Raw genomic sequence first — 20248 nt, forward strand, 5'->3', positions numbered from 1 at the left:
CGAGAATTCGGGCGCGACGTGGGACTACCACGGCCATCGTAGTCGAAAACCGTGGCGGCATCATGGAGCCGGAGTCAGCAGTGCCACCGTCTCGAGGTGGTGGGTGTGGGGGTACAGGTCGAAGGCCCGAAGCCCGACGAGCCCCCACCCTGAGCGGCGAAAGTAACCGAGGTCACGTGCGAACGACGCCGGATCACAGGACACATAGGCAATGGCCCGGGGCTGTGACGCAACGAGTTGTCCGACGACGGCCTTCCCGGCTCCGGCCCGGGGCGGGTCAAGGACCAGGGCGTCAAAGTTCCGTGGTTGCTGGCGCAGGACCCGCTCCACGCGCCCCTGGACCACCTCCACCCGCGGTGCGGAGTGCAGGTTCTTCCGGGCATCGCGGCTGGCGCCCGGCGCCCCTTCGACCGAAAGCACGGACCCGGTCCCGCCCACGGCGTCGGCCAGGACGGCGGTGAAAAGCCCGGCGCCCGCGTAGAGGTCGGCGACCACCGCACCGGGGTGGAGGAAGTCCCCCTCCGCCAGGAATTGTGTGACAGCCCCCACAAGTGTCCCGGGCGCGTCGCGGTGGATCTGCCAGAACCCCTCGCCGGTCACCCGGTATTCGTGTCCGGCGGCGGATTCCTGCACCCAGGTGCGTCCCCGGAGCTGCGTAACCGTGGAAGTCAGCGGATCGAATGCCGCCACCGACGCCTCGGCGGACAGTGCCGCGGCGATGGCCCGCAGCCGCTTGTCCTTGGTGCCGGGCGCGGGGGCCAGGAGCACCAGGGGCCGGGAACCGTTGGCCGGCGCGGCCACCTCAACCCGTTCGATGCCCTGCAGGTCCAGGTCCCATAGGCGCAGGGCGTTGATGGCTTCGCTGGCCAGGGGCATCTCGCGCACCGCAACAATGTGGTTGGAGCGGTGGGCGTGCATCCCGAGCCTGCCGCCGGGGGTGACCGAAAAACTGGCCCGCGTGCGCCACCCAAGGCCGCTGCCGCCGTCGTCCTTCTCCCCCACTGCTTCCACTTCGCCTGTCCAGGCGGAGGGCAACTGCTCGAAGCCGGCCAGGCGGGTGAGCTGTTCGGCAACCACCTCCGCTTTCAGGCTGCGCTGCCTGGCAAGGGTGACGTGCCCGAATTCTGCGCCGCCAACGGGAGGGTGGCCGTGGCCCCAGGCGCGCGGGGAATCGGCCACGTGCCAGAAGTGCTCGACGCGGTCGGGGGACGCTTCGAGCACCTCGATGACGTCAGCCCGCCAGAACTTGGCGCCGTCCGCGGCGTCGGTCAGCCTGACCCGGACCTTCTCCCCTGGAATGGCGTGCCTGACAAAGACCACGCGGCCTTCATGGCGCGCCACGCAGTGCCCGCCGTGGGCAACCGGCCCGACGTCGAGCACAGCCTCTTCCCCGGTGTGGCCGGCTTCGTCGGTTGCGGGCTGCGTGGTGGCAGAGCTTCTGGCGGTCACTGGACGTCCTGGAGGTTCTTGGCTTCTTCGGAGGATTTGAGCTGCCAGGGAACGCTGGCCACCATGACTCCCGGTTCGAAGTGCAGCCGGGTCTTGATGCGGAGGGCGGTCTGGTTGTGCACCAGCTGCTCCCACCACTTGCCCACCACGTACTCCGGGATGTAGACCACCACGAGGTCCCGCGGGGAGTCCAGGCGCATCTGCTTGACGTACTCCATGATGGGCGTCACCGTCTCGCGGTAGGGGCTGGCGAGGACGGTCAGCGGCACAGGGATCTCGAGCTTTTCCCAGTCCGCGATGGTGTGTGCCGTCTCGTCCGGATCGATGTCCACCGTGATGGCGTCGAGCCGGGAGGGCCGGGACGCGCGGGCGTAGGCCAGTGCACGCAGCACCGGTTTGCGGACGTGCGACACCAGCAGTACTGCGTGGACCCGGGTGGGCAGCGCGCGCGGCGAGGAGTCCTCGTCCACGGCGAGCTCCTTGGCGACGTTGTCGTAGTGGGCCCGGATGCTCCACATGATCAGGAACAGGATGAACATGGCCAGCAGGGCGATCCAGGCGCCCTGCTGGAACTTGGTGATCAGCACGATGACCAGCACCAGCCCGGTCATGCCGAAACCAATGCTGTTGATGGTCCGCGACTTGATCATCTTGCGCCTGACGGCCTTGTCCTTGGCAAGTTTCAGCTCGCGGCCCCAGTGCCGGATCATGCCAAGCTGGCTGAGGGTGAAGGAGATGAAGACGCCCACGATGTAGAGCTGGATGAGCTTGGTGACGTCCGCATCGAACGAAATGATGAGCACCAGGGCGCCGGCGGCGAGGGCCAGGACGCCGTTGCTGAACGCGAGCCGGTCGCCGCGGGTCCGCAGCTGGCGGGGCAGGTAGCCGTCCTGGGCCAGGATGGAGCCCAGGACCGGGAAGCCGTTGAAGGCGGTGTTGGATGCGAACACCAGGATGACGCCGGTGGCGGCCACCACGATGTAGAAGGGGATGGAACCGGCGCCGAAGATGGTTTGCGCAATCTGGCTGATGGCCGGGTTCTGGATGTAGCCCTCGGGCAGCGGGCTGCCGTTGAGCAGGAATTCCTTCGCGGGGTCCAGCACGATGTGGACCTTGGTGGCGTTGGCCAGGTAGATGATGCCGGCCAGCATGGCGGCGCCGATCACCCCGAGGAGCAGCAGGGTGGTGGCGGCGTTTTTGCTCTTGGGGTGCCGGAAGTTGGGGACGCCGTTGCTGATGGCTTCTACGCCGGTGAGTGCCGCGGCGCCGGAGGAGAAAGCGCGCAGCAGCAGGAAGGCGCCGGCGAGGCCCACGAGGCCCTGGTCGAAGCCCTCTGCGGGGACGATGGTGAAGGCAGCCGACGGCGCCTGCCCCAGCTGCCCCGTGGTGGCCTGGAACACGCCCACCGCCGTCATGCCCAGGATGGACGCCATGAAGATGTAGGTGGGGACGGCGAAGACGCTGCCGGCTTCCTTGATGCCCCGGAGGTTTACCAGGGCAAGGATGACGACGCCGATGGTGGCGATGACGGCCTGCTCACCGTGCAGTGACGGTACAGCCGTGGTGAGGTACGCGGCTGCCGACGACATCGATACGGCCACCGTCAGGACGTAGTCCACCAGAAGGGCCGACGCCACGGTCAGGCCGGCGTACTTGCCCAGGTTCTCGTTGGCAATCTCGTAGTCGCCGCCGCCTGACGGGTACGCGTGCACGTTCTGCCGGTAGGAGGCCACTACGGTCAGCAGCACCACCATCACGGCCAAACCAACCAAGGGCGAAATCGCTACCGCACTGACCCCTGCCAGGGCCAGGGTGAGCAGGATCTCGTCGGGTGCGTAGGCTACGGACGACAGTGCGTCGGACGCGAAGATCGGCAGTGCGATCTTTTTGGGGAGCAGGGTATGGGACAGGCTGTCATTGCGGAAGGGCCTGCCTACCAGCACGCGTTTGACGGCGTTCAGTATTGTCAACACCCCACAAAGCTAGTCTGATTCGCGGAGGATGTCATGACGGGCCCCGGCCACGCCTGCCAGGGGCTATGCCGGTAGAGTTCTAGCTGCACGATCGTGACATAAATACAGAGGAGATACGGTGGCGCATTTCGTGATCATGGGATGTGGCCGGGTGGGGGCAACCCTGGCGCACACACTGGAGGATGCCGGCCATTCGGTGGCCATCATCGACCAGGACGACCGCGCTTTCCGCCGGCTCCGCCAGGGCTTCACCGGCAGGAAGGTCACCGGTGTGGGCTTTGACCGCGACACCCTCAAGCAGGCAGGGGTCGGCGAAGCGTATGCCTTCGCTGCCGTCTCCAGCGGTGACAACTCCAATATTCTTGCCACCCGGGTAGCCCGCGAAACCTTCCATGTCCCGCATGTCGTCGCCAGGATCTATGACCCGGGACGCGCCGAGATCTACCAGCGCCTGGGCATCCCCACGGTGGCCGCCGTCCGCTGGAGCGCGGACCAGGTGTTGCGCCGCATCCTTCCCGAACAGCATCTCGCAGGCGACTTCCGTGAGCCTTCCGGCCGGCTGGTCCTTGCTGAACTGGACCTCGACTCCGGGTGGATCGGACACCGGATCGGCAGCATCGAAAAGGCTGCCGATGTCCGCGTTGCCTACCTCACCCGCTTCGGAGAGGGCCTGCTGCCGGACGCCGGAACGTCCTACCAGGACGGCGACACCGTGCACGCCATGCTGCAGGTGGACCGCAGCGCCCAGATCGCACAGATCCTCGCCAAAGCCCCCGCGAAGGAGAACCATTGAAAGTCGTTATCGTCGGCGCCGGCAGCGTCGGATCGTCCATCGCCAGGGAATTGCTGGCACATAAGCACGAGATCCTCCTCATCGACCTCAAACCCGAGGTGATCGGGCGCAGCGGCCTCCGGGGCGCCCACTGGCTGGTGGGCGACGCCTGTGAGCTTTCCACGCTGCAGGGTGCGAAGGTGGAGGACGCCGACGTCGTGGTATCCGCCACGGGCGACGACAAGGTCAACCTGGTGGTGTCCCTGCTGGCAAAAACGGAGTTCGGCGTTGGCCGCACCGTGGGCCGGGTAAACAATCCGAAGAACGACTGGATGTTCAACGACTCCTGGGGCGTCGACGTCGCCGTCAACACTCCGCAGCTGATGACCGCCCTCGTGGAGGAGGCAGTGGAGATCGGTGACCTTGTCCGCCTGCTGACGCTGCAGACCGGCGTGGCATCACTGGTGGAATTCACCGTGCCCCACGATTCCCACGTCATCGGCATGACCGTCGGTGACATCCACTGGCCCGAGGACGCCACCCTGGTGGCCATCCTGCGGGACCAGGCACCCATCACGCCCAGCCGGGACGACGTCATCGACGGCGGCGACGAGCTCTTCTTCGTGACCACCATCGCCGCCGAGGACGGACTGCGGGAGCTGCTCTCCTCCGCCCCGGGCAGCATCGACACCGGCGAACAGGCTGCGGGTAACGGCCAGCCGGCCACAGCCGGCAGCCACGGCCATGCCCTGGACGACGACGGCTTCGACGGCTAGGCCGGCCGCCGCGCCCAGGGCATAAGCTGCTTGGGCATCAAGCAGCTTGTGCGCCGGGTGGCTGGTGCGTCCGGTAGCTGGTACGTCCGGTAGCTGGTGCGTCAGGCGGCCTGGTTTGTCAGGCGGTGCGGTCCGCGCCGGTTTCAGGGTCGGCCGGAGCCGGCCGGGTCACCAGCCAGGCCACCCATACCCCGAGGATGTACAGGGGTGCGCCCATGATGAGCCGGGTGGTGGCCAGTGCGGCGAGGCCTTCGGTGCCCATGAGGTACAGCGGCACCTGCACGATGAGCCGGAGCGCCAGGACGGCCACGATGATCCAGGTACCCAAGCGGTATGCCTTGACCCGTGCCGGTTCCTTGCGCCACTCAACGCCCTCGTTCCGGATAAAGCCGAACAGGAGCCCCGCCACGGGCCACTTCACCGCGATGGACAGGACCATCGCCAGGATGTAGGCACCGTTGGCAAAGAAGCCGGGAAGATAGAAGTCCTCCGCCTTGCCGGTGGTGTTGGCCAACCAGGCCGAAATGCCGACGCCGGCAACACCCGCCAGCGCCTGGGTCAGGGGGCGCCGCTGGACCAGCCGCACCACCGTGAAGACTGCTGCGGACGCCAGGGCCGCAACCAGGGACAGGGTGAGCTCGCGGGTGATGGTGAAGGCCACCAGGAAGACGAGGCCGGGAACGATGCTCTCGGCGATGCCCTGCACTCCCCCGGCGCTCCGCAGGACGTCCACCCTTCCGTCGTGGGTGCGGTGGAGCCCGGCCTTCGCCGCATACTCAGCGGCCAGCCCGGCCACGGGGGACGTACCCCCGGCCTGCGGCCCGCCCTGCTGTGCGCTCCGGCCGGGGTTCTCGGGGCCGGTTGGCTGTTCGGGCTGGTGCGGGGTCATTCGTTCTCCTGGCGGGACAGTATCTCGTAGCGCGGATTGAAGATGGTAGGGATGTCCTTACCGCGGGCAAGCATCCCCTCGACCCGGATTTCCGCGCCTGCTTCGATGCCCGGCACGCGGCGGCGGCCCAGCCAGACGACACGGAGCCGTGGCGGCCTGCCCTGTCCCGGGCCGGCGGGACGTGCGGCGTCGTCCTCGGAGACGATCGCGCTGAATTCAGCAGTCCGGTCGGCAGGAACAAACGTCACCGATTCAATGTGTCCCTGGCACATGATGCGGCCCCGGTCCGGCAGTTGGCCCAGGGGCGTGATCCCACGCGGTGGCTGCGCGGTCCCCTCCTGCGGGGGCTCAGCCGATCTGGGTAATTTCGGGACCACGTTCGGGCTCCTCCAGGGTGGGCGCGGCGGGCGGAGGAGTGGCTGATGCGTCCTTGGGCAGCCTCAGCTGCAGAAGGTCGCGCGGCGGCATGGGGCTGTCGCCGCGGACCACGATGACCTGCCGGAACAGGGCCTCGAGCGGTTCGGCGGCGGGGCGTTCCAGCGCCGCAGGCCCGCCCAGGACGCCGCGCAGGAACCAGCGGGGGCCGTCAACGCCGATGAAGCGGGCCACCCGATAGCCCTGGCTGCCATCGGGAAGTCCGGCAGGAAGTTTGGCCACCAGTTCGGTACCGAAAGCGCCTTCCACCTCTTCAACCTGGCCGCCTTGCGCCCCGACCGACTGGCCGATCTGTTCGCGGATCTCGTCCCACAGCGTCTCTGTCTTGGGGGCGGCGAAGGCCTGCAGCTGGAGGCTGGAGCCGTTCAGGTCCAGGGTGACTGCCACTACCCGTTGCGTTGCCTCTTCCACCTCGAGTCGGAGCTGGAGGCCCTCACTGGGGGTAATCAGCAGGGCGCCGAGGTCGACGAAGCCGTCACGGCTGCTGATCTCGGCTTCGTCGAAGGGGCCGTCCTGGCGGCGGGCGGCGGTGCCCGGTGTGCCTTCTCCGGCCTCCGCGATCGTCAGCTCTTCGGCTGGCTGCGCCGGCTCATCGTTCTTTGCTTTCCTGCCGAGTCCAAAGACCATGGGTGACTCCTTAATCCTGAAAAAGTGCCAGTTCTGAATGGTGCCGGCGGGAACCGTGGAGGTCCCGCCGTCGTGCGTGCTGGCGTGGCAGCGGGTGCGTCCCCGGGGTCAGGCTCCGGGAACGTTGAAGCCGCCAGTGGACCCAAAGCCGCCCGTGCCGCGCACGGAACCGCTCAGTTCGCTGACAGGAATGAACTTGGCGTACTCCACCCGCTGGATGACCATTTGGGCAATTCTATCGCCGCGCCGCAGCTCTATCGGCTGGGACGAGTCGGTATTCAGCAGGGTTACCGAGATCTCGCCGCGATAGCCCGCATCCACGGTGCCGGGGGCATTGACGATCGTGAGTCCGTGCTTGGTGGCCAGGCCGGAACGGGGGTGGATCAGGGCCACGAATCCCTCGGGAAGTGCGATCGCGACACCGCTGGGGACCAGTTTGCGCTCTCCCGGCAGCAGGACCACGTCTTCGCGGGCACGGAGGTCCGCCCCGGCGTCGCCCGGGTGTGCGTAGGACGGTGCTTCCAGCTCCGGGTCCAGCATTTTCAACTGGACCTGCAGGGTGGGGGCGGCAGGGGCAGGAGATGCTGCGTCCGGAACAAGGTCTACCGTGGCGGGATGATCAGTCACAGTCACTCACTCTAACCCGCGCCCCCGAGTCAGTCCTAAGAAGCCCGCAGCAAGGAGTTCGGCGGAAGGCCTGACCCAAGGTGAAATGGCGCGACAAAGGTGGAAAGCTGGGGCTATGCCCGAATCAAGCTCCCCTGCGCCCGTCCCCAGTACACCCTCCACCGGGGGACCTGTCATTTACAGGGAGAAGCTGTGGCCCAACGCCTGGATCTGGGTTATAGCGGCCGGTGTATCCGCAGCCGGGATCCTGGTCTTCGCCCCCATCAGTATGGCCGCGGGCTACACGGCGGCACTGGTGCTCCTGGCCATCATCACGGTCCTCCTGGTCCTTTCCACGCCTGTCATCACTGTGACAGCGGACGCCCTCACCGTGGGCCGGGCCACCATCGAGCGCCGGTTTGTAGGCAGTGTGCAGCAATTCACGTCGGAGGAAGCGACGGCAGAGCGCGGCACGCGGCTGAACGGACTGGCCTATCTCTGCATCCGCGGCTGGATCGATCCCGTGGTGAAGATCGAAATCAACGACCCTGCCGACCGGACCCCCTATTGGCTGGCCTCAACCCGTCACCCGGACCAGTTGACAGCAGCCCTGGCCCGGCGCTGACACTGCCCCCTTTCTCCTTCCGGCCGCGGATGAAGCGGAAAATCACGGCGCGCCCTGCTTCTTGAGCCAAATCGGCGCCGCCGGGTGGCAGAGTTTCGATTGATAGTAATGCCAGGGTGGAGGATTTGTATGCAGGATCTACGGCTTGTAGGCGTGCACGACGACGGGACGCATCTCCTGTTGAGCGGGGCCGGCGGCGAGATGTTCCAGCTGCCGATCGATGAGGCCCTCAGGACGGCCAGCCGGGGCACGGCCAAAGTGCGGACGGAGCGGCCTGCCGTTCCCATGTCTCCCAGGGACATCCAGGCCCGGATCCGTGCCGGCGCCACCGCTGCCGACGTCGCGGAATTGTCCGGGATGCCGCTGGCCAAGGTGGAGCGCTACGAAGGCCCGGTCCTGGCGGAGCGTGAGTACGTTGCGCAACAGGCACGGAAGGTTGAAGTGGCGGCGCCCTCCCCCGGCCACGACGCCTACCGATCTGCTTTCGGTGACAACCCGGCGACGCTGGACGACATGGTGGCCCATCGTCTCTCCGCCCACGGCATCGACCCCGCAACGGTGGAATGGGACTCGTGGCGGCGCCAGGACGGCACCTGGACTGTCTCGGCAAGCTTCGAGGCCAAGCCCGGCGGAACCTCCGGAATCGGGGAGGAACCGCCCGCGCTGTGGACCTTCAGCCCCGGACGCAAATCACTGCAGAACACCAACCGCTGGGCGCAGCAGTTGAGCGAACTCGAACCGCTGGACGGTCCTGTTCCCGCCCGCCGGCTCACAGCGGTTTCCGACCGTCCCTTTGATTTTGAGACTGACGCGGATTCCTCCAAGGCTTCCCCCGTCGCCCAGGGTGCCGGCCAGGACTCCGGGAAGGAATCCGACGGCCTCCTGGACATGCTCCGGTCACGGCGGGGCCAGCGGCTCGGCGTCGATGAGGATTCGGACGACGCCCTGGCGTTGCTCCTGGCGCACGGCGTCCCGGCAGCACACCCGAGGCCTTCCGAAGTGGTGGCAGAGGCCTCTGCCCAGCCTGAAGCAGAGGACCCCGAAGCGCAGGACGGGCAGCAGGAAGCACCGGCAGCGCAGGGGGATTCGTTCATCCGGCGGAGGGACGCCAGGCCGTCCATGCTGTCACGGCTGAGCCTGCTTCCGCCCCACCGGGACGGCCATGATGACGCCTTGCGGCTTCACGACGGCGTCAGCACCGACACCCGGGAAATCACCATCGCGGCGTCCCCACAGAAGCCGACCGGTGCCACGCCTGCAGCCGGGTCCGGCAACTCCGGTGGCGCCGGCCTGGATGAACTGCTGGGAAGCAACCCCCGCCGCCCCGCACCCAAGCAGTCCGATGCATCGCCCGCTACCGGACAACTGCCCGAGACCGAGGCGCCGGAACGGCCTGCACGCCCCAAGCGTTCCAGCGTCCCGTCCTGGGACGAAATCGTCTTCGGCACGCGGAGCGACTAGAAACACTTGCCTCCGGCCGATGCGCCGAGGGTCGATCCTGCCCCTCCTGCATGCTAGGCTCCCCGCACCCAATCGGTCAGAAGCTGCAATCATCCCGGGAGGTTTGCTGTGCCGGATACCACCTGCCACATGTCAATGTCACTGGACGGCTTCGTCGCCGGGCCTGACCAAAGCCGAGAGAACCCGCTGGGCAAACGGGGACTCGAACTGCACGGCTGGCATATCGGGGATCCCCGCGCCAACGAGGCCAACGGTATTGCGGCCGACTGGCTCATGCGCCCGCGCGGCGCATATGTGATGGGCCGCAACATGTATGGGCCCGTCCGTGGCGACTGGGACGAGGAATGGAGCGGATGGTGGGGCCCCGAACCTCCCTACCACGCACCCGTGTTCGTCCTCACCCATCACGCCCATGATCCGATCCAGATGGAGGGCGGGACAACCTTCCACTTTGTCACCGGTGGCTTCGACGCGGCCTACGCCGCGGCCCTCGATGCCGCCGGGGACAAGGGGGTGGATATCGCCGGCGGAGCCTCCACTGTCCGTCAGGCGCTGGCCGCCGGCGTCATCGACGAGCTCACCCTGGACATCGCTCCGGTCCTGCTCGGCTCGGGTGAACGGATTTTTGACGGGATTGAGTCCTTTGGCTTCGAACCCGTCGAGGTGCTCCACTCTCCCTTGGCCACCCACATCCGTTACCGCCGGCTGGGCTGACAGCAGGCTGGGCTGACAGCAGGCTGGCAGCGCGGCCGCTGACGCGAGGTTCAGCACGCAGCGCATCGCGGAACGGCGGCTCGCGCATGTCGAACCCGCGCGCTTGGACTGTCACGAGGCGAGATGCTGGCAGAGCGCGTCTTCGAGAAGGCTTCGCTGTTCAAGGAGGGCTGGTTCTTTGCTGAAGCCCAATTTTTCGGGCAAGCTCCGTTCTTCGGGCAGGCTCCGTTCTTCGGGCAGGCTCCGTTTTTCGGGCAGCTGCGGTTCACCTTGCAGGCTGAGCTTTTCGGGTCGGCTCCGTGCACGTTGCAGGAACCCGGCAGGCCATCGGACTGGTTCCCAGTCTTGGTGTTCGCTCGGGTAGTGGCGGCCGGAGGGTGAGGTCCAACCGGGTGGTTCATTCTTCGTGGCGGGGGTAGGATTCCAGCCGGTGCTGTGGCGAAGTTTGTGATGTTTCGGGCAGGGCTGTCCCAGGTTGCTGATCCCTGTGGTGCCGCCGTTGGCCCAGGCGAGGATGTGGTCGGCGTCGTTGTCCAGGGAGTTGTTGCTGCAGCCGGGGAACGGGCACTTGCCGTCCCGCATCCGCAACCAGGCACGCATCGCGCCGGTCACCCTGTAGCTGGTCCGGCCGATCTCCAACGGTGCCCCATCCCGCGGGTCCACCAGGACCCGGTAGAACGACCCCGCACCGTTGGCCACGAGCTCCCTGGCCATTGATGGCGGGATGGGACCGTACCCGTCCAGCATCGCCGGCTCTTCGGTCAGCCCCATCATTGAGTACACCGGGACCGTGACCAGAACCTGGGCCCGGATGGGCGAAGACCAAGGCTGCCGCCCGGCATCATCACTGGGACTAGGGCGGTCGGCGCCACCCGCGCCGTCCCCGCAGCCGTCCTCGTCGTCGCTGTTAGTGTCGCGTGCACGCGCGGCACAGGTGCCGCTGCCTTGCGTGAGACTGCCGCTCCCGAGGATCGCATCGGCAAAGTTATCCGCCCGCCGCTGGGGCATGCTGCGGGACTCTTCCGGCCCCTGCTGGAATCTGGCGATAGCGGTGAGCCGATTCCAGCCGGCCAGCGCCTGAGCCGCGGGCAGATACGCCGACAGCCACGCCATCCCGTCCTGGTCCGCCCGGAACTCCACCCGCCGCTCAGCCACCCCCTTGGCGTGGCGTTTCTCGATACTCTCCGCCTGGTGGCGTTCCCGCCACGTCCGGGCCTTGGCCCTGAACCGGTGCGCCGGCATCTCCCCCGGAGGGCATCCCCTTGCCGGGTTTGGTGCGTCCGGGTCCAGGAAATGCGCCTCCAACGCCGCCGCCCCCACTGCATCAAGGCACGCGGTCTCGTCCGCCATGACCACCGCATGGCCCCAGGACAGAACCCCGGCCTGCAACCCCGCCAGCGTCCGCGGCAACATCGTCGTCACGGCGTGGGAGGTCGCCAGGAACGAGGACGCCGCCCGCTGACCCAAAGCCAGCACGCACCCGATCTCCGCGGCCACCGCCATCTCCTGCGCCCGCACCGGCACCCGCGGCCCGGCCACAGCATGGGCGCTCTCCGCATACGCCACAGCAGCCCTGGCCTTCAACGCAGCGATCCCTGCTTCCACCTCACGGGCACCGGCAAGAATGTCCAGGCAACCATCCGCCAAACCAGCCAACGGATCACCCACAGAAAACGGCTCCGGACCAGAACCGTCCACCTCTAAAACGAGCACGGCAAGGGCAGCGCGCATGTCCGCTAACGCCTTAGTCACCGCTGCTTTCCCCATGAACTAATCATGACAAGGGGGTACGACAATTAAGATCGGAGGTGGAACAGAGCGCTTCTTCATCCCGGATTGAAATGCCGGCGGGTGCCCGGCAGGGTCAGCCTTTGCTGCCCTGGCCGTGGATCCCCCGGCCCTCGCCAGGTCCGCCGGAGCCGTGCCAAAGGCATGCGTCAACGTCGAACGGCAGCAACTGGTCCTGCTGTGCCATCAAAGACGCGCCATGCGCGGTCACCCGCCGCATGAAGTGGCGCCGGCACAGCGTCTCGTATCCCACCACGGGTACATGCCCGGCCTCGGGGACAGCGGCTTCAACCACCATGTCCACGTCCCCCACCACAACCTGGGCACCCTCGGTAACCATCACGCCGTCGACCGTCCTGGCATTGTGCGTGGCGCGCCGGCCGCACCAGCACAGCGCCTCCACCTGGAGCACCTGCACCCGGTCCGCGAGTTCGATCAGGCGTTGCGAGCCGGGGAACAGCCTGGTGCGGAAGTCAGCGGTGATGCCGAACGCGAAAACGTCGACGTCGATCTCGTCCACCACCTTGGCCAACTGCTCCACCTGTTCGGGCGTGTAGAACTGGGCCTCGTCGCAGATGAGGTAGTCAACGCGCCGGCCCTGGGTGCGGCGGAGCATGACTTCCTCCCAGAAGTCGGTGCTGTCCAGCACCTCCACGGCGTCCGTCTCCAGGCCCAGGCGGCTGGAGATCCGGGACTCACCGGCGCGGTCGTTGCGGCTGAAGCGCACGCCGCCGCGGCCGCGGGCCCGGTGGTTGTAGTCCATCTGCAGGGCCAGGGTGGACTTTCCGCAGTCCATGGTGCCGGAGAAGAAGATGAGCTCAGCCACGCCGGCGGTTCCTTCCTTCGGCCGTGAAGCAGAGCAGCGGGACCTCCCGCTCGGCCTTGGTCAGCGAGCCGTGCTGGCCCACCACTTCCATGGCGGTTGGCCGCATGCGCCGGCCATCGTAAAGCGCGACGGCGTCCCGCGCCGCGATCATGACGTCACCGATCCTGCCTTCAACAGCCGGCCGGACATCGTCGCCGAAGAGTCCCCCGGCAACGGCCTCGTCCCGGGTGAAAGCCCAGACCCGGTCACCGAACCTAGCCTTCCACGCGGCCACCAGCCGGTCGCGGCCGCCGGCCAACAGGTGCGTTTCCGCCAGGTACAGGTGCACCATCCGTGGCTCACCTGCAGTATGGCGGACACCTTCCACCAGGGCAGGGTCCGTGGAGAAATCAATCCGCTGCGGTTCGGCCACGTCCAGCATCCCGTGGTCCGCCGTGAGCAGGATGGTGGTGCCCGCGGGAAGGGCGGAGTTGAGCCGCTTGACGGTGGCGTCGAGCTCTTCCAGCTGGTGTTCCCACTGTTCGGAACGGCAGCCGTAGCGGTGTCCGGCCTTATCCAGGTCGTTGACGTAGAAATACATGAGCGATGGGCCGGAGGCTGCCATGGCTTCGGCAGCGGCGGCAGTCCGGGCATGGGGCGTGGCCCCGGGGATGAACCTGCCGCCCCGCAGTGCGGCCCGGGTCATGGGTGAGCCGTCGAACTGGGCGAGACTGACGGTGCTGACCTCCACCTGTCCGGCGATCCGTTCGAACACTGTGGGGAAAGGCTGCCACTCGGACGGGTTGACGCCTGGATCCCAGTTCCCCAGCAGGTTGACCACCTTGTCCTGGTCCGGGTCCAGGACGTCGTAGCCCACCATGCCGTGCTGGCCGGCAGGAAGTCCCGTCCCGAAGCTTGACAGTGCCGCTGCGGTGGTGGAGGGGAAGGCGGAGTCCAGCCACACCGGGACATCCCCCTGCCCGGCCTGCAACACCGAGCGCAGGAAGGGCGTGTGCGCGGACTTTTGCTTGAGGAGGTTCCGGCCCAGACCGTCCGCCAGCACCACGCACACCCGGGAGGCAGCCGGAAGTCCCAAGGTATTGGTGAAATCCTCCATGCCAAGGCTGGCCGCCGCGCTGGTCAGGACTTCGGCGATGGAGCGGTGCCCATAGGCGGGAGCGGGCGGAAGGTCGGGAGTGCGTCCGGAGGTTTGTACGGCGTGGTGGCGGTCTTCCGGCATCTCAGCGCTGCTGGTGCCCGCGGCTGAGCCGGTTGCCGAACACCCCGGACCGCGGCCGCGGCGCCATGGACTGGGCGTGGGATACGGGAGCGGCGGAACCGGTGTTGACCGCCCGCAGGGCCCGGGCAAAGAGTTTGGCGTCCTGCACGGCCTGGAGCCCGTCCGCCTCGGCGCTGATGCGGAGCACGATGTCCTCCTGCGCAATGGTTCCGGTGTAGCCGTGGTCCGCTTCGCACTGCGGATCGCCACAACTGGCCGGGCCCATGTCCAACCGCTGGCCGCCGGACCACGCGATGGACAGCGTCAGTTCCCGGACGGGATCGGACGGCTTGTAGTTCTGCGGCTGTGCGTACATGTAGCTCAGGACCACCGACCGGATCTGGGCCACGGGAACGGACTCGGTAGAGATCTGGGCGACGATCTGCTCCCCTGCCTCGTCCAGCTGCTGGTCGTCCACATGGGTGATGACCAGCATGTCTGCGGTCAGGACCAGGACGGTGATGTGGCGGCGCACTTCTGCCCTGTCGAAGTGGGTTTCCAGGTGCACCAGGTGGGCCACGCAGTCCCGGTCATCCAGTGCATCGTCGACGACGTCAGACACCAGGCGCGGATAGAACCCTGCCTTCTGCAGCGCATCCTCCAGGCTCTGGCCCTGGGCCCCGTGGTTGTGTGAGCTGTGCTGGCGGACTGCCTGGTTTTCATTGCCGGGCGTTTGGGGCGCCGACGCGGGAGGCTGGAAGCTCATGCCCCCATTTTCACAGATCGTCCGGTCACTTGCTAACCGCCTCAGCCCAGCATGGCCCGGCGGGCACTGTCCGTGCGCTGTGCGGCGTTGCCGATCCGCACGTCGGCGGCGAGGATCGTGACGCCTGAGGTGCCGCACAGGACAGGGTTGAATTCCGCCAGCGCAATCTCCGGATGGTTGTCCTTCATCCACGCCAGCCGCCCGGCCAGGTCCTCGAGGGCCTGCACATCCACGGCGGGCAGGCCCTGGTAACCGAAGAGCTTGCGGGACGCCCGGGGCGCCCGGATGAAGTCGTGCACGTCCGCCGCGGAGAGCGGTGGAACCCGGTGGGACCAGTCGTCCAGGAGGTTGACGGCGTCACCGGCGAGGCCGAACGAGATCACCGGCCCCAGCAACGGGTCCTCGATGGCCCGGAACGTGCATGCCTGCCCCACCGGCGCCATGGCCTGGACTTCGAGTGCCGGGTTTCCGTAGGCAGCGAGCGCGCGCCGCATCTGCAGCACGTTCAGGCGCAGCGATTCGGCGTCCTCGATGCCAAGCCGCACGCCGCCGAGGTCCAGCCGGTGGCGGAGGGCAGGTTCGGTGGTCTTCAGCACCACCGGCCAGCCCAGTGAGTCTGCGGCGGCAACGGCCTCATCCGGGGTGGTGAACGGGGCCGAGGGCAGGACAGTAATGCCGTAATGCCGCAGCAGCGAGGCCGTTGCCGCGGGGTCCAACTGCTTGAGCTGTTCGCCCGTGACGTCCCGCAGGAGTTCGTCGAGCTCTGCCGCAGCCTGCCGGGGGTCGCAGCCGGCAGGCTCCACGAAGTGCCCCTGGTCGCGCGCGGCCCATTCGGCGTACCGGACCACTGCGGCGAGGGCGGCGACGGCGGCGCCGGGATTTGAGAAGCAGGGGACGGTGCAGCCCTCGACGCCCAGCAGGCCCTCCACGTTGATGGCGGGGTCAAGGATTCCCGTGAAGGCTGCCACCACCGGCTTCCCTGCGCTGGCGGAACATTCCGCGAGGACCCTGGCCACCGTGTCGACGGTCAGCCCCCGGGCGGGCAGCAGTGCGGCGACCGCGGCGTGGACCGAGTCCGAGGCAAGGGCGTCAAGGAGGGCCGTCCGCAGCGCGGGCAGGGCCACCGACTGGCCGGAGTCCAGGTCGAGTCCGGACACCACTTGCGCCACTCCCAGCCCGTGCGCTGCCGCACTGTCTGCCACCACGTTGCCCAGCGCCTGGGAGTTGCTGAAGATGGCGACGTCGGCTCCGGCAGGCAGCGGGCGGCCTGACACCACCTGGGCGACGTCCACGAGCTGTTCAACGGTTTCGACGCGGATCACCCCGGACTGGCGAAGCATGGCGTCCAGTGCCCCGGCCGGCGCCTGCGTGGTCCGCACGGCGTGCCCCGGCGGCAGGCGGAGGCCCATGGTGTCCGATTTGGCCACGATGACCGGCTTGGTGCGTGCCAGCCGGCGTGCGATGCGGGAGAACTTTCGGGGGTTGCCGATCGACTCCAGGTACAGGCCGACGGCGGACGTATCGGCGTCGTCCTCCCAGTACTGCATCATGTCGTTGCCGGAGACGTCCGCCCGGTTGCCCGCGGAGAGCAGGCTGGACAGCCCGAGCCGGCGCCGGCTGGAGGCGGCATACAGCGAGACGCCGATGGCCGCCGACTGGCTGAACAGGCCCAGGCTGCCGCGCAGCGGCATGCTGGGCGCCATGGAGGCGTTCAGTGACACGTCCGGGTGGGTGTTGGCGATGCCCAGCGATGCGGGCCCGATAACGCGCATCCCGTTGGCCCTGGCCTGGCGCACCAGGGCGCGCTGCCGCTGGAGCCCGCGTTCGCCGTCGTCCGCGAAGCCTGCTGAGGCGATCACCACACCCTTGACCCCTGCCGCGGCGCACTCTTCTACCACGCCGGCCACTTCCTCGTAGGGCACTGCGATGATGGCCAGCTGGACGGGCTGGGGAACCTCGGAGAGCTTGCCGTAGGACAGCATGCCCGCCAGTTCCAGCGCCTCCGGGTTGATGGCGTAGACCGGGCCGTGGAAACCGCCCTCGATGATGTGCTCCAGCAGCTGGTACCCCACGGTCCCCCACTTGCGGCTGGCCCCGATGACGGCAACGGACGACGGCGCCAGCAGCTCCCGGACGCTCCTCGCCTCCGCGCGGTGCTCGCGGGATTCCATCACGGCACGGGATTTTTCGGTGGGGTCGACGTTGAACTCCAGGCTGACGACGCCGTCGTCGAAGTGGCGCTTGACGTCGTAGCCGGCGTCGGAGAAGACCATCAGCATCTTGCGGTTCTCCGGCAGGACCTCGGCGGTGAACTTCCGGATCCCGTTTTCGTGCGCTGCGGCGGCTAGGTGCTCCAGCAGGATGGACCCGATGCCCCTCCCTTGGTGGGCGTCGGCGATGTTGAAGGCGACCTCCGCCTCGGTGGGATCGGTCAGCCGGTCATAGCGGCCGATGCCGATGATTTCGCCGCCGATGGTGATGACGAACGCCACCCGGTCCTTGTAGTCCACCTCGGTGAAGCGCTTGAGCTCCTTGGCGGACAGCCTGGCCTTGAACGCAAAGAAGCGCATGTAGATTGAATTCTGCGACTGCCCGGTATGGAAGGCCTGGACGGCGTCCGCGTCCGACGGGTGGATGGGCCGCAGATGCGCTGTCCCGCCGTCACGCAGGACGACATCGGCTTCCCAATGTTCCGGATATTCGCCGTCCCCGGGCTGATCCACCATAGGCTTAGCCTAGCCAAAAACTATCGCAGCACACCCAAAGGCTGCGCAGTAACCGCAGAAGGATTCACCAAACCCCATGGCCCGCCGGCAAAGTTCAAAACCCATCGTGGACGACAGCTACACGGAAAACATCGTCGATATCGACGTGACGTCCGAAATGCAGGGCTCCTTCCTGGAGTACGCGTACTCGGTGATCTACTCCCGCGCCCTGCCTGATGCCCGGGACGGCCTGAAGCCGGTGCAGCGCCGCATCCTGTACATGATGAGCGACATGGGCCTGCGCCCGGACCGCGGCCACGTCAAGAGCGCCCGTGTGGTGGGCGAGGTCATGGGCAAGCTGCACCCGCACGGTGACGCCGCCATCTACGACGCCATGGTTCGCATGGCCCAGGACTTTTCGCTGCGGCTGCCCCTGATCGACGGGCACGGCAACTTCGGCTCGCTCGACGACGGCCCGGCAGCCCCGCGGTACACCGAGGCCAGGCTGGCGGCGGCCGCCCTCACGCTGACCAACCACCTGGACGAAGACGTGGTGGACTTCGTTCCCAACTACGACAACCAGCTGACCCAGCCGGACGTCCTTCCCGCCGCCTTCCCCAACCTGCTGGTCAACGGCGCCACGGGCATCGCCGTCGGCATGGCCACCAACATGGCCCCGCACAACCTGGTGGAGGTCATCTCCGCTGCCCGGCACCTGATCGCCCACCCTGGCGCAACGCTGGATGACCTCATGCGGTTCGTGCCGGGACCGGACCTGCCCAGCGGCGGCCGGATCGTGGGCCTGGACGGCATCCGGGACGCCTATGCCACGGGCCGCGGGTCCTTCAAGACCCGCGCCAAGGTGGAAATCGAACAGCTCTCTGCACGCCGCACCGGCCTGGTGGTTACGGAACTGCCGTACATGGTGGGCCCGGAGAAGGTGATCGAGAAGATCAAGGATGCTGTCAACGCCAAGAAGCTGACCGGCATCAGCGACATCGTGGACCTGACCGACCGCAAGCACGGGCTGCGGCTGGTCATTGAGCTCAAGAACGGCTTCAACCCGAACGCGGTCCTGCAGCAGCTTTACCGGTACACGCCGATGGAGGACTCCTTCGGCATCAACAACGTCACCCTGGTGGACGGCCAGCCGCAGACGCTGGGCCTGGTGGACCTGCTGTCCGTCTACGTCAACCACCGGATCAACGTGGTCCGCCGCCGGACCGTCTACCGACTGGGCAAGAAGAAGGACCGCCTGCACCTGGTGGAGGGCCTCCTGATCGCCATCGTGGACATCGACGAGGTCATCCAGATCATCAGGTCCTCGGACGAGGCCGCGGCGGCCCGCGAGCGGCTGATGTCCATCTACGACCTCACCGAGATCCAGGCCAACTACATCCTGGAACTGCGGCTGCGCCAGCTCACCAAGTACTCGCGGATCGAGCTGGAGAAGGAGCAGGACGAGCTGCGCCGGGAGATCGCGGAACTGCAGGCCATCCTGGACTCGGAGGAACTGCTGCGGACGGTGGTCTCCGACGAGCTCGCCGTGATTGCCGAGGAACACGGGACGCCGCGCCGGACCGTGCTGCTGGAATCCGAGGCCGTGTCCCCCACCGTCGCTGCTGCCGATCCTGCGGCGGCCGACGGCAAGAAGGGCAAGGCCGTGCCGCTGTCCCTGGAGATCGCGGACGACCCCTGCTGGGCCATCCTCACCGCCTCCGGGCAGGTGGCGCGCACCGGCAACCAGGAACCCTTGGCCGAGGCAGGTCCCCGCAGCAGGCATGACGTGTACACGTCGGTGGTCAAGACGTCGGCCCGGGGCGAAATCGCTGCGGTCACCTCGCTGGGCCGCATGCTCCGGCTGCAGGTCATGGACATGCCGGTTTTGGCCCCCGTGGCTGGCCTCCCCAACCTTGCGGGGGGCGTTCCGGCCAAAGAGTTCCTGACCCTCGTCAAGGGTGAGTCCCTGGTGGCGTTCGTACGGCTGGACGAAGTCCTGGCCATCGGCACCGCCCAGGGCGTGGTGAAGCGCGTCCAGCCGGACTACCCGTTGAACCGTGAAGACTGGGAGGTCATCACCCTCAAGGACAAGGACGTGGTGGTTGGAGTGGCTCCTGCCGGTGGCGATGACACCGAACTGGTGTTCCTCACCCGGGAGGCCCAGCTGCTGAAGTTCACCGCAGCCGTGGTCCGCCCCCAGGGCCGCACTGCCGGCGGCATGGCTGGCATCAAACTCGCCGCGGGTGACCAGGTGATCTTCTTTGGTGCCGTGAAGCCCCAGGATGAGGCCGCCGTCGTGGTCACCATCGCCGGTACCAACGGCGCCCTCCCAGGCACCGCCCCGGGCACGGCCAAGGTCACGGCCTTCTCCGAATACCCTGCGAAGGGGCGTGCCACGGCCGGGGTCCGGGCGCACCGGTTCCTGAAGGGTGAGGACATGCTGCTGCTGGCCTGGGCAGGGCATGGACCGGCCAAGGCCTCCTCCGCCGGTGGAGTGGCGCGGTCGCTGCCGCAGGAGCACGGCCGCCGCGACGGCTCGGGCGTCCCGCTCTCCCAGGCCGTGGACGTGGTGGGCCCGGCCATGGCGTGGACGGACGGGGCCGCAGCCGGGGAAACCGCCGAGTAGCGGCTGCCTCCA

At 67.6% G+C, this 20248-nt stretch carries 17 protein-coding genes; 6 read left to right on the forward strand and 11 right to left on the reverse strand.

Translation table 11 applies throughout. From position 1 onward, the window contains the following. Positions 1-60: 60 nt before the first annotated feature. Together ACR65J_RS15245 and ACR65J_RS15250 are read right to left on the reverse strand one after the other, a co-directional pair. Complete coding sequence (locus tag ACR65J_RS15245) at positions 61-1449, reverse strand: class I SAM-dependent RNA methyltransferase (RefSeq protein ID WP_440170516.1); 1389 nt, start codon at positions 1447-1449, stop codon at positions 61-63. Next, complete coding sequence (locus ACR65J_RS15250; protein WP_440170518.1) at positions 1446-3422, reverse strand: APC family permease; 1977 nt, start codon at positions 3420-3422, stop codon at positions 1446-1448. The genes ACR65J_RS15245 and ACR65J_RS15250 overlap by 4 nt, the downstream gene beginning before the upstream one ends. Before the next feature lie 118 nt (positions 3423-3540). Between ACR65J_RS15250 and ACR65J_RS15255 the strand changes: the two genes are divergently transcribed. Together ACR65J_RS15255 and ACR65J_RS15260 are read left to right on the forward strand one after the other, a co-directional pair. After that, complete coding sequence (locus tag ACR65J_RS15255) at positions 3541-4215, forward strand: potassium channel family protein (protein WP_440170520.1); 675 nt, start codon at positions 3541-3543, stop codon at positions 4213-4215. Beyond that, entirely contained in the window at positions 4212-4970 is a 759-nt protein-coding gene (locus tag ACR65J_RS15260; RefSeq protein WP_440170523.1) for a potassium channel family protein, read from the forward strand. The genes ACR65J_RS15255 and ACR65J_RS15260 overlap by 4 nt, the downstream gene beginning before the upstream one ends. Positions 4971-5088: 118 nt before the next feature. Here the strand turns inward: ACR65J_RS15260 and ACR65J_RS15265 are convergent, their stop codons facing one another. From ACR65J_RS15265 to dut, 4 genes are all read right to left on the reverse strand, one after another. Then, positions 5089-5859, reverse strand: a complete 771-nt coding sequence (locus tag ACR65J_RS15265) for a DUF3159 domain-containing protein (RefSeq protein WP_440170526.1) — start codon at positions 5857-5859, stop codon at positions 5089-5091. Then, positions 5856-6107, reverse strand: coding sequence for a single stranded DNA-binding domain-containing protein (locus ACR65J_RS15270; protein ID WP_440170528.1), 252 nt, complete (start codon positions 6105-6107; stop codon positions 5856-5858). Before ACR65J_RS15270 ends, ACR65J_RS15265 begins: the two co-directional genes overlap by 4 nt. Before the next feature lie 100 nt (positions 6108-6207). Beyond that, complete coding sequence (locus ACR65J_RS15275) at positions 6208-6921, reverse strand: DUF3710 domain-containing protein (protein ID WP_440170531.1); 714 nt, start codon at positions 6919-6921, stop codon at positions 6208-6210. A 108-nt stretch (positions 6922-7029) separates the two neighbouring features. Beyond that, the gene (dut, locus tag ACR65J_RS15280; protein ID WP_440170533.1) at positions 7030-7548 is read right to left on the reverse strand and encodes a dUTP diphosphatase; all 519 of its coding nucleotides are present in this window, start codon (positions 7546-7548) and stop codon (positions 7030-7032) included. 115 nt (positions 7549-7663) lie between these two features. Between dut and ACR65J_RS15285 the strand changes: the two genes are divergently transcribed. The 3 genes from ACR65J_RS15285 to ACR65J_RS15295 all read left to right on the forward strand — a co-directional run bounded on the left by ACR65J_RS15285 (position 7664) and on the right by ACR65J_RS15295 (position 10327). Then, positions 7664-8152 (forward strand): DUF3093 domain-containing protein, encoded by a 489-nt coding sequence (locus ACR65J_RS15285; protein WP_440170536.1) that lies wholly within the window; start codon positions 7664-7666, stop codon positions 8150-8152. A 129-nt stretch (positions 8153-8281) separates the two neighbouring features. After that, a complete protein-coding gene (gene sepH / locus ACR65J_RS15290; protein ID WP_440170538.1) occupies positions 8282-9613 on the forward strand; it encodes a septation protein SepH in 1332 nt (443 codons plus the stop codon). Between the two features lie 129 nt (positions 9614-9742). After that, the gene (locus tag ACR65J_RS15295; RefSeq protein WP_440170540.1) at positions 9743-10327 is read left to right on the forward strand and encodes a dihydrofolate reductase family protein; all 585 of its coding nucleotides are present in this window, start codon (positions 9743-9745) and stop codon (positions 10325-10327) included. Between the two features lie 111 nt (positions 10328-10438). On the opposite strand, the gene ACR65J_RS15300 is transcribed toward ACR65J_RS15295, so the two are convergent. From ACR65J_RS15300 to ACR65J_RS15320, 5 genes are all read right to left on the reverse strand, one after another. Continuing rightward, positions 10439-12094: an HNH endonuclease signature motif containing protein gene (locus tag ACR65J_RS15300; protein WP_440170542.1), complete on the reverse strand. Its 1656-nt coding sequence runs from the start codon at positions 12092-12094 to the stop codon at positions 10439-10441. Between the two features lie 97 nt (positions 12095-12191). After that, the gene (locus ACR65J_RS15305) at positions 12192-12941 is read right to left on the reverse strand and encodes a thymidine kinase (RefSeq protein ID WP_440170545.1); all 750 of its coding nucleotides are present in this window, start codon (positions 12939-12941) and stop codon (positions 12192-12194) included. Next, a complete protein-coding gene (locus ACR65J_RS15310; protein ID WP_440170548.1) occupies positions 12934-14160 on the reverse strand; it encodes an alkaline phosphatase family protein in 1227 nt (408 codons plus the stop codon). Before ACR65J_RS15310 ends, ACR65J_RS15305 begins: the two co-directional genes overlap by 8 nt. A gap of 1 nt (position 14161) precedes the next feature. Continuing rightward, positions 14162-14905: a DUF5998 family protein gene (locus tag ACR65J_RS15315; RefSeq protein WP_440170551.1), complete on the reverse strand. Its 744-nt coding sequence runs from the start codon at positions 14903-14905 to the stop codon at positions 14162-14164. A gap of 41 nt (positions 14906-14946) precedes the next feature. Further along, entirely contained in the window at positions 14947-17631 is a 2685-nt protein-coding gene (locus ACR65J_RS15320) for a bifunctional acetate--CoA ligase family protein/GNAT family N-acetyltransferase (RefSeq protein ID WP_440170554.1), read from the reverse strand. A gap of 76 nt (positions 17632-17707) precedes the next feature. On the opposite strand from ACR65J_RS15320, the gene ACR65J_RS15325 reads away from it, so the two are divergent. Continuing rightward, complete coding sequence (locus tag ACR65J_RS15325) at positions 17708-20236, forward strand: DNA gyrase/topoisomerase IV subunit A (RefSeq protein WP_440170556.1); 2529 nt, start codon at positions 17708-17710, stop codon at positions 20234-20236. The last annotated feature ends 12 nt before the right edge of the window (positions 20237-20248 follow it).

Source organism: Arthrobacter sp. SAFR-044 (genome assembly GCF_059414985.1).

What these genes read in the sequence shown, in the direction of transcription:
- ACR65J_RS15295 (WP_440170540.1), top strand. Translation starts at nt 9,743, where the DNA reads ATGTCAATGTCACTGGACGGCTTCGTCGCCGGGCCTGACCAAAGCCGA.
- sepH (WP_440170538.1), top strand. Translation starts at nt 8,282, where the DNA reads ATGCAGGATCTACGGCTTGTAGGCGTGCACGACGACGGGACGCATCTC.
- ACR65J_RS15310 (WP_440170548.1), bottom strand. Translation starts at nt 14,160, where the DNA reads ATGCCGGAAGACCGCCACCACGCCGTACAAACCTCCGGACGCACTCCC.
- ACR65J_RS15325 (WP_440170556.1), top strand. Translation starts at nt 17,708, where the DNA reads ATGGCCCGCCGGCAAAGTTCAAAACCCATCGTGGACGACAGCTACACG.
- ACR65J_RS15300 (WP_440170542.1), bottom strand. Translation starts at nt 12,094, where the DNA reads ATGGGGAAAGCAGCGGTGACTAAGGCGTTAGCGGACATGCGCGCTGCC.
- ACR65J_RS15285 (WP_440170536.1), top strand. Translation starts at nt 7,664, where the DNA reads ATGCCCGAATCAAGCTCCCCTGCGCCCGTCCCCAGTACACCCTCCACC.
- ACR65J_RS15315 (WP_440170551.1), bottom strand. Translation starts at nt 14,905, where the DNA reads ATGAGCTTCCAGCCTCCCGCGTCGGCGCCCCAAACGCCCGGCAATGAA.
- ACR65J_RS15265 (WP_440170526.1), bottom strand. Translation starts at nt 5,859, where the DNA reads ATGACCCCGCACCAGCCCGAACAGCCAACCGGCCCCGAGAACCCCGGC.
- ACR65J_RS15320 (WP_440170554.1), bottom strand. Translation starts at nt 17,631, where the DNA reads ATGGTGGATCAGCCCGGGGACGGCGAATATCCGGAACATTGGGAAGCC.
- ACR65J_RS15275 (WP_440170531.1), bottom strand. Translation starts at nt 6,921, where the DNA reads ATGGTCTTTGGACTCGGCAGGAAAGCAAAGAACGATGAGCCGGCGCAG.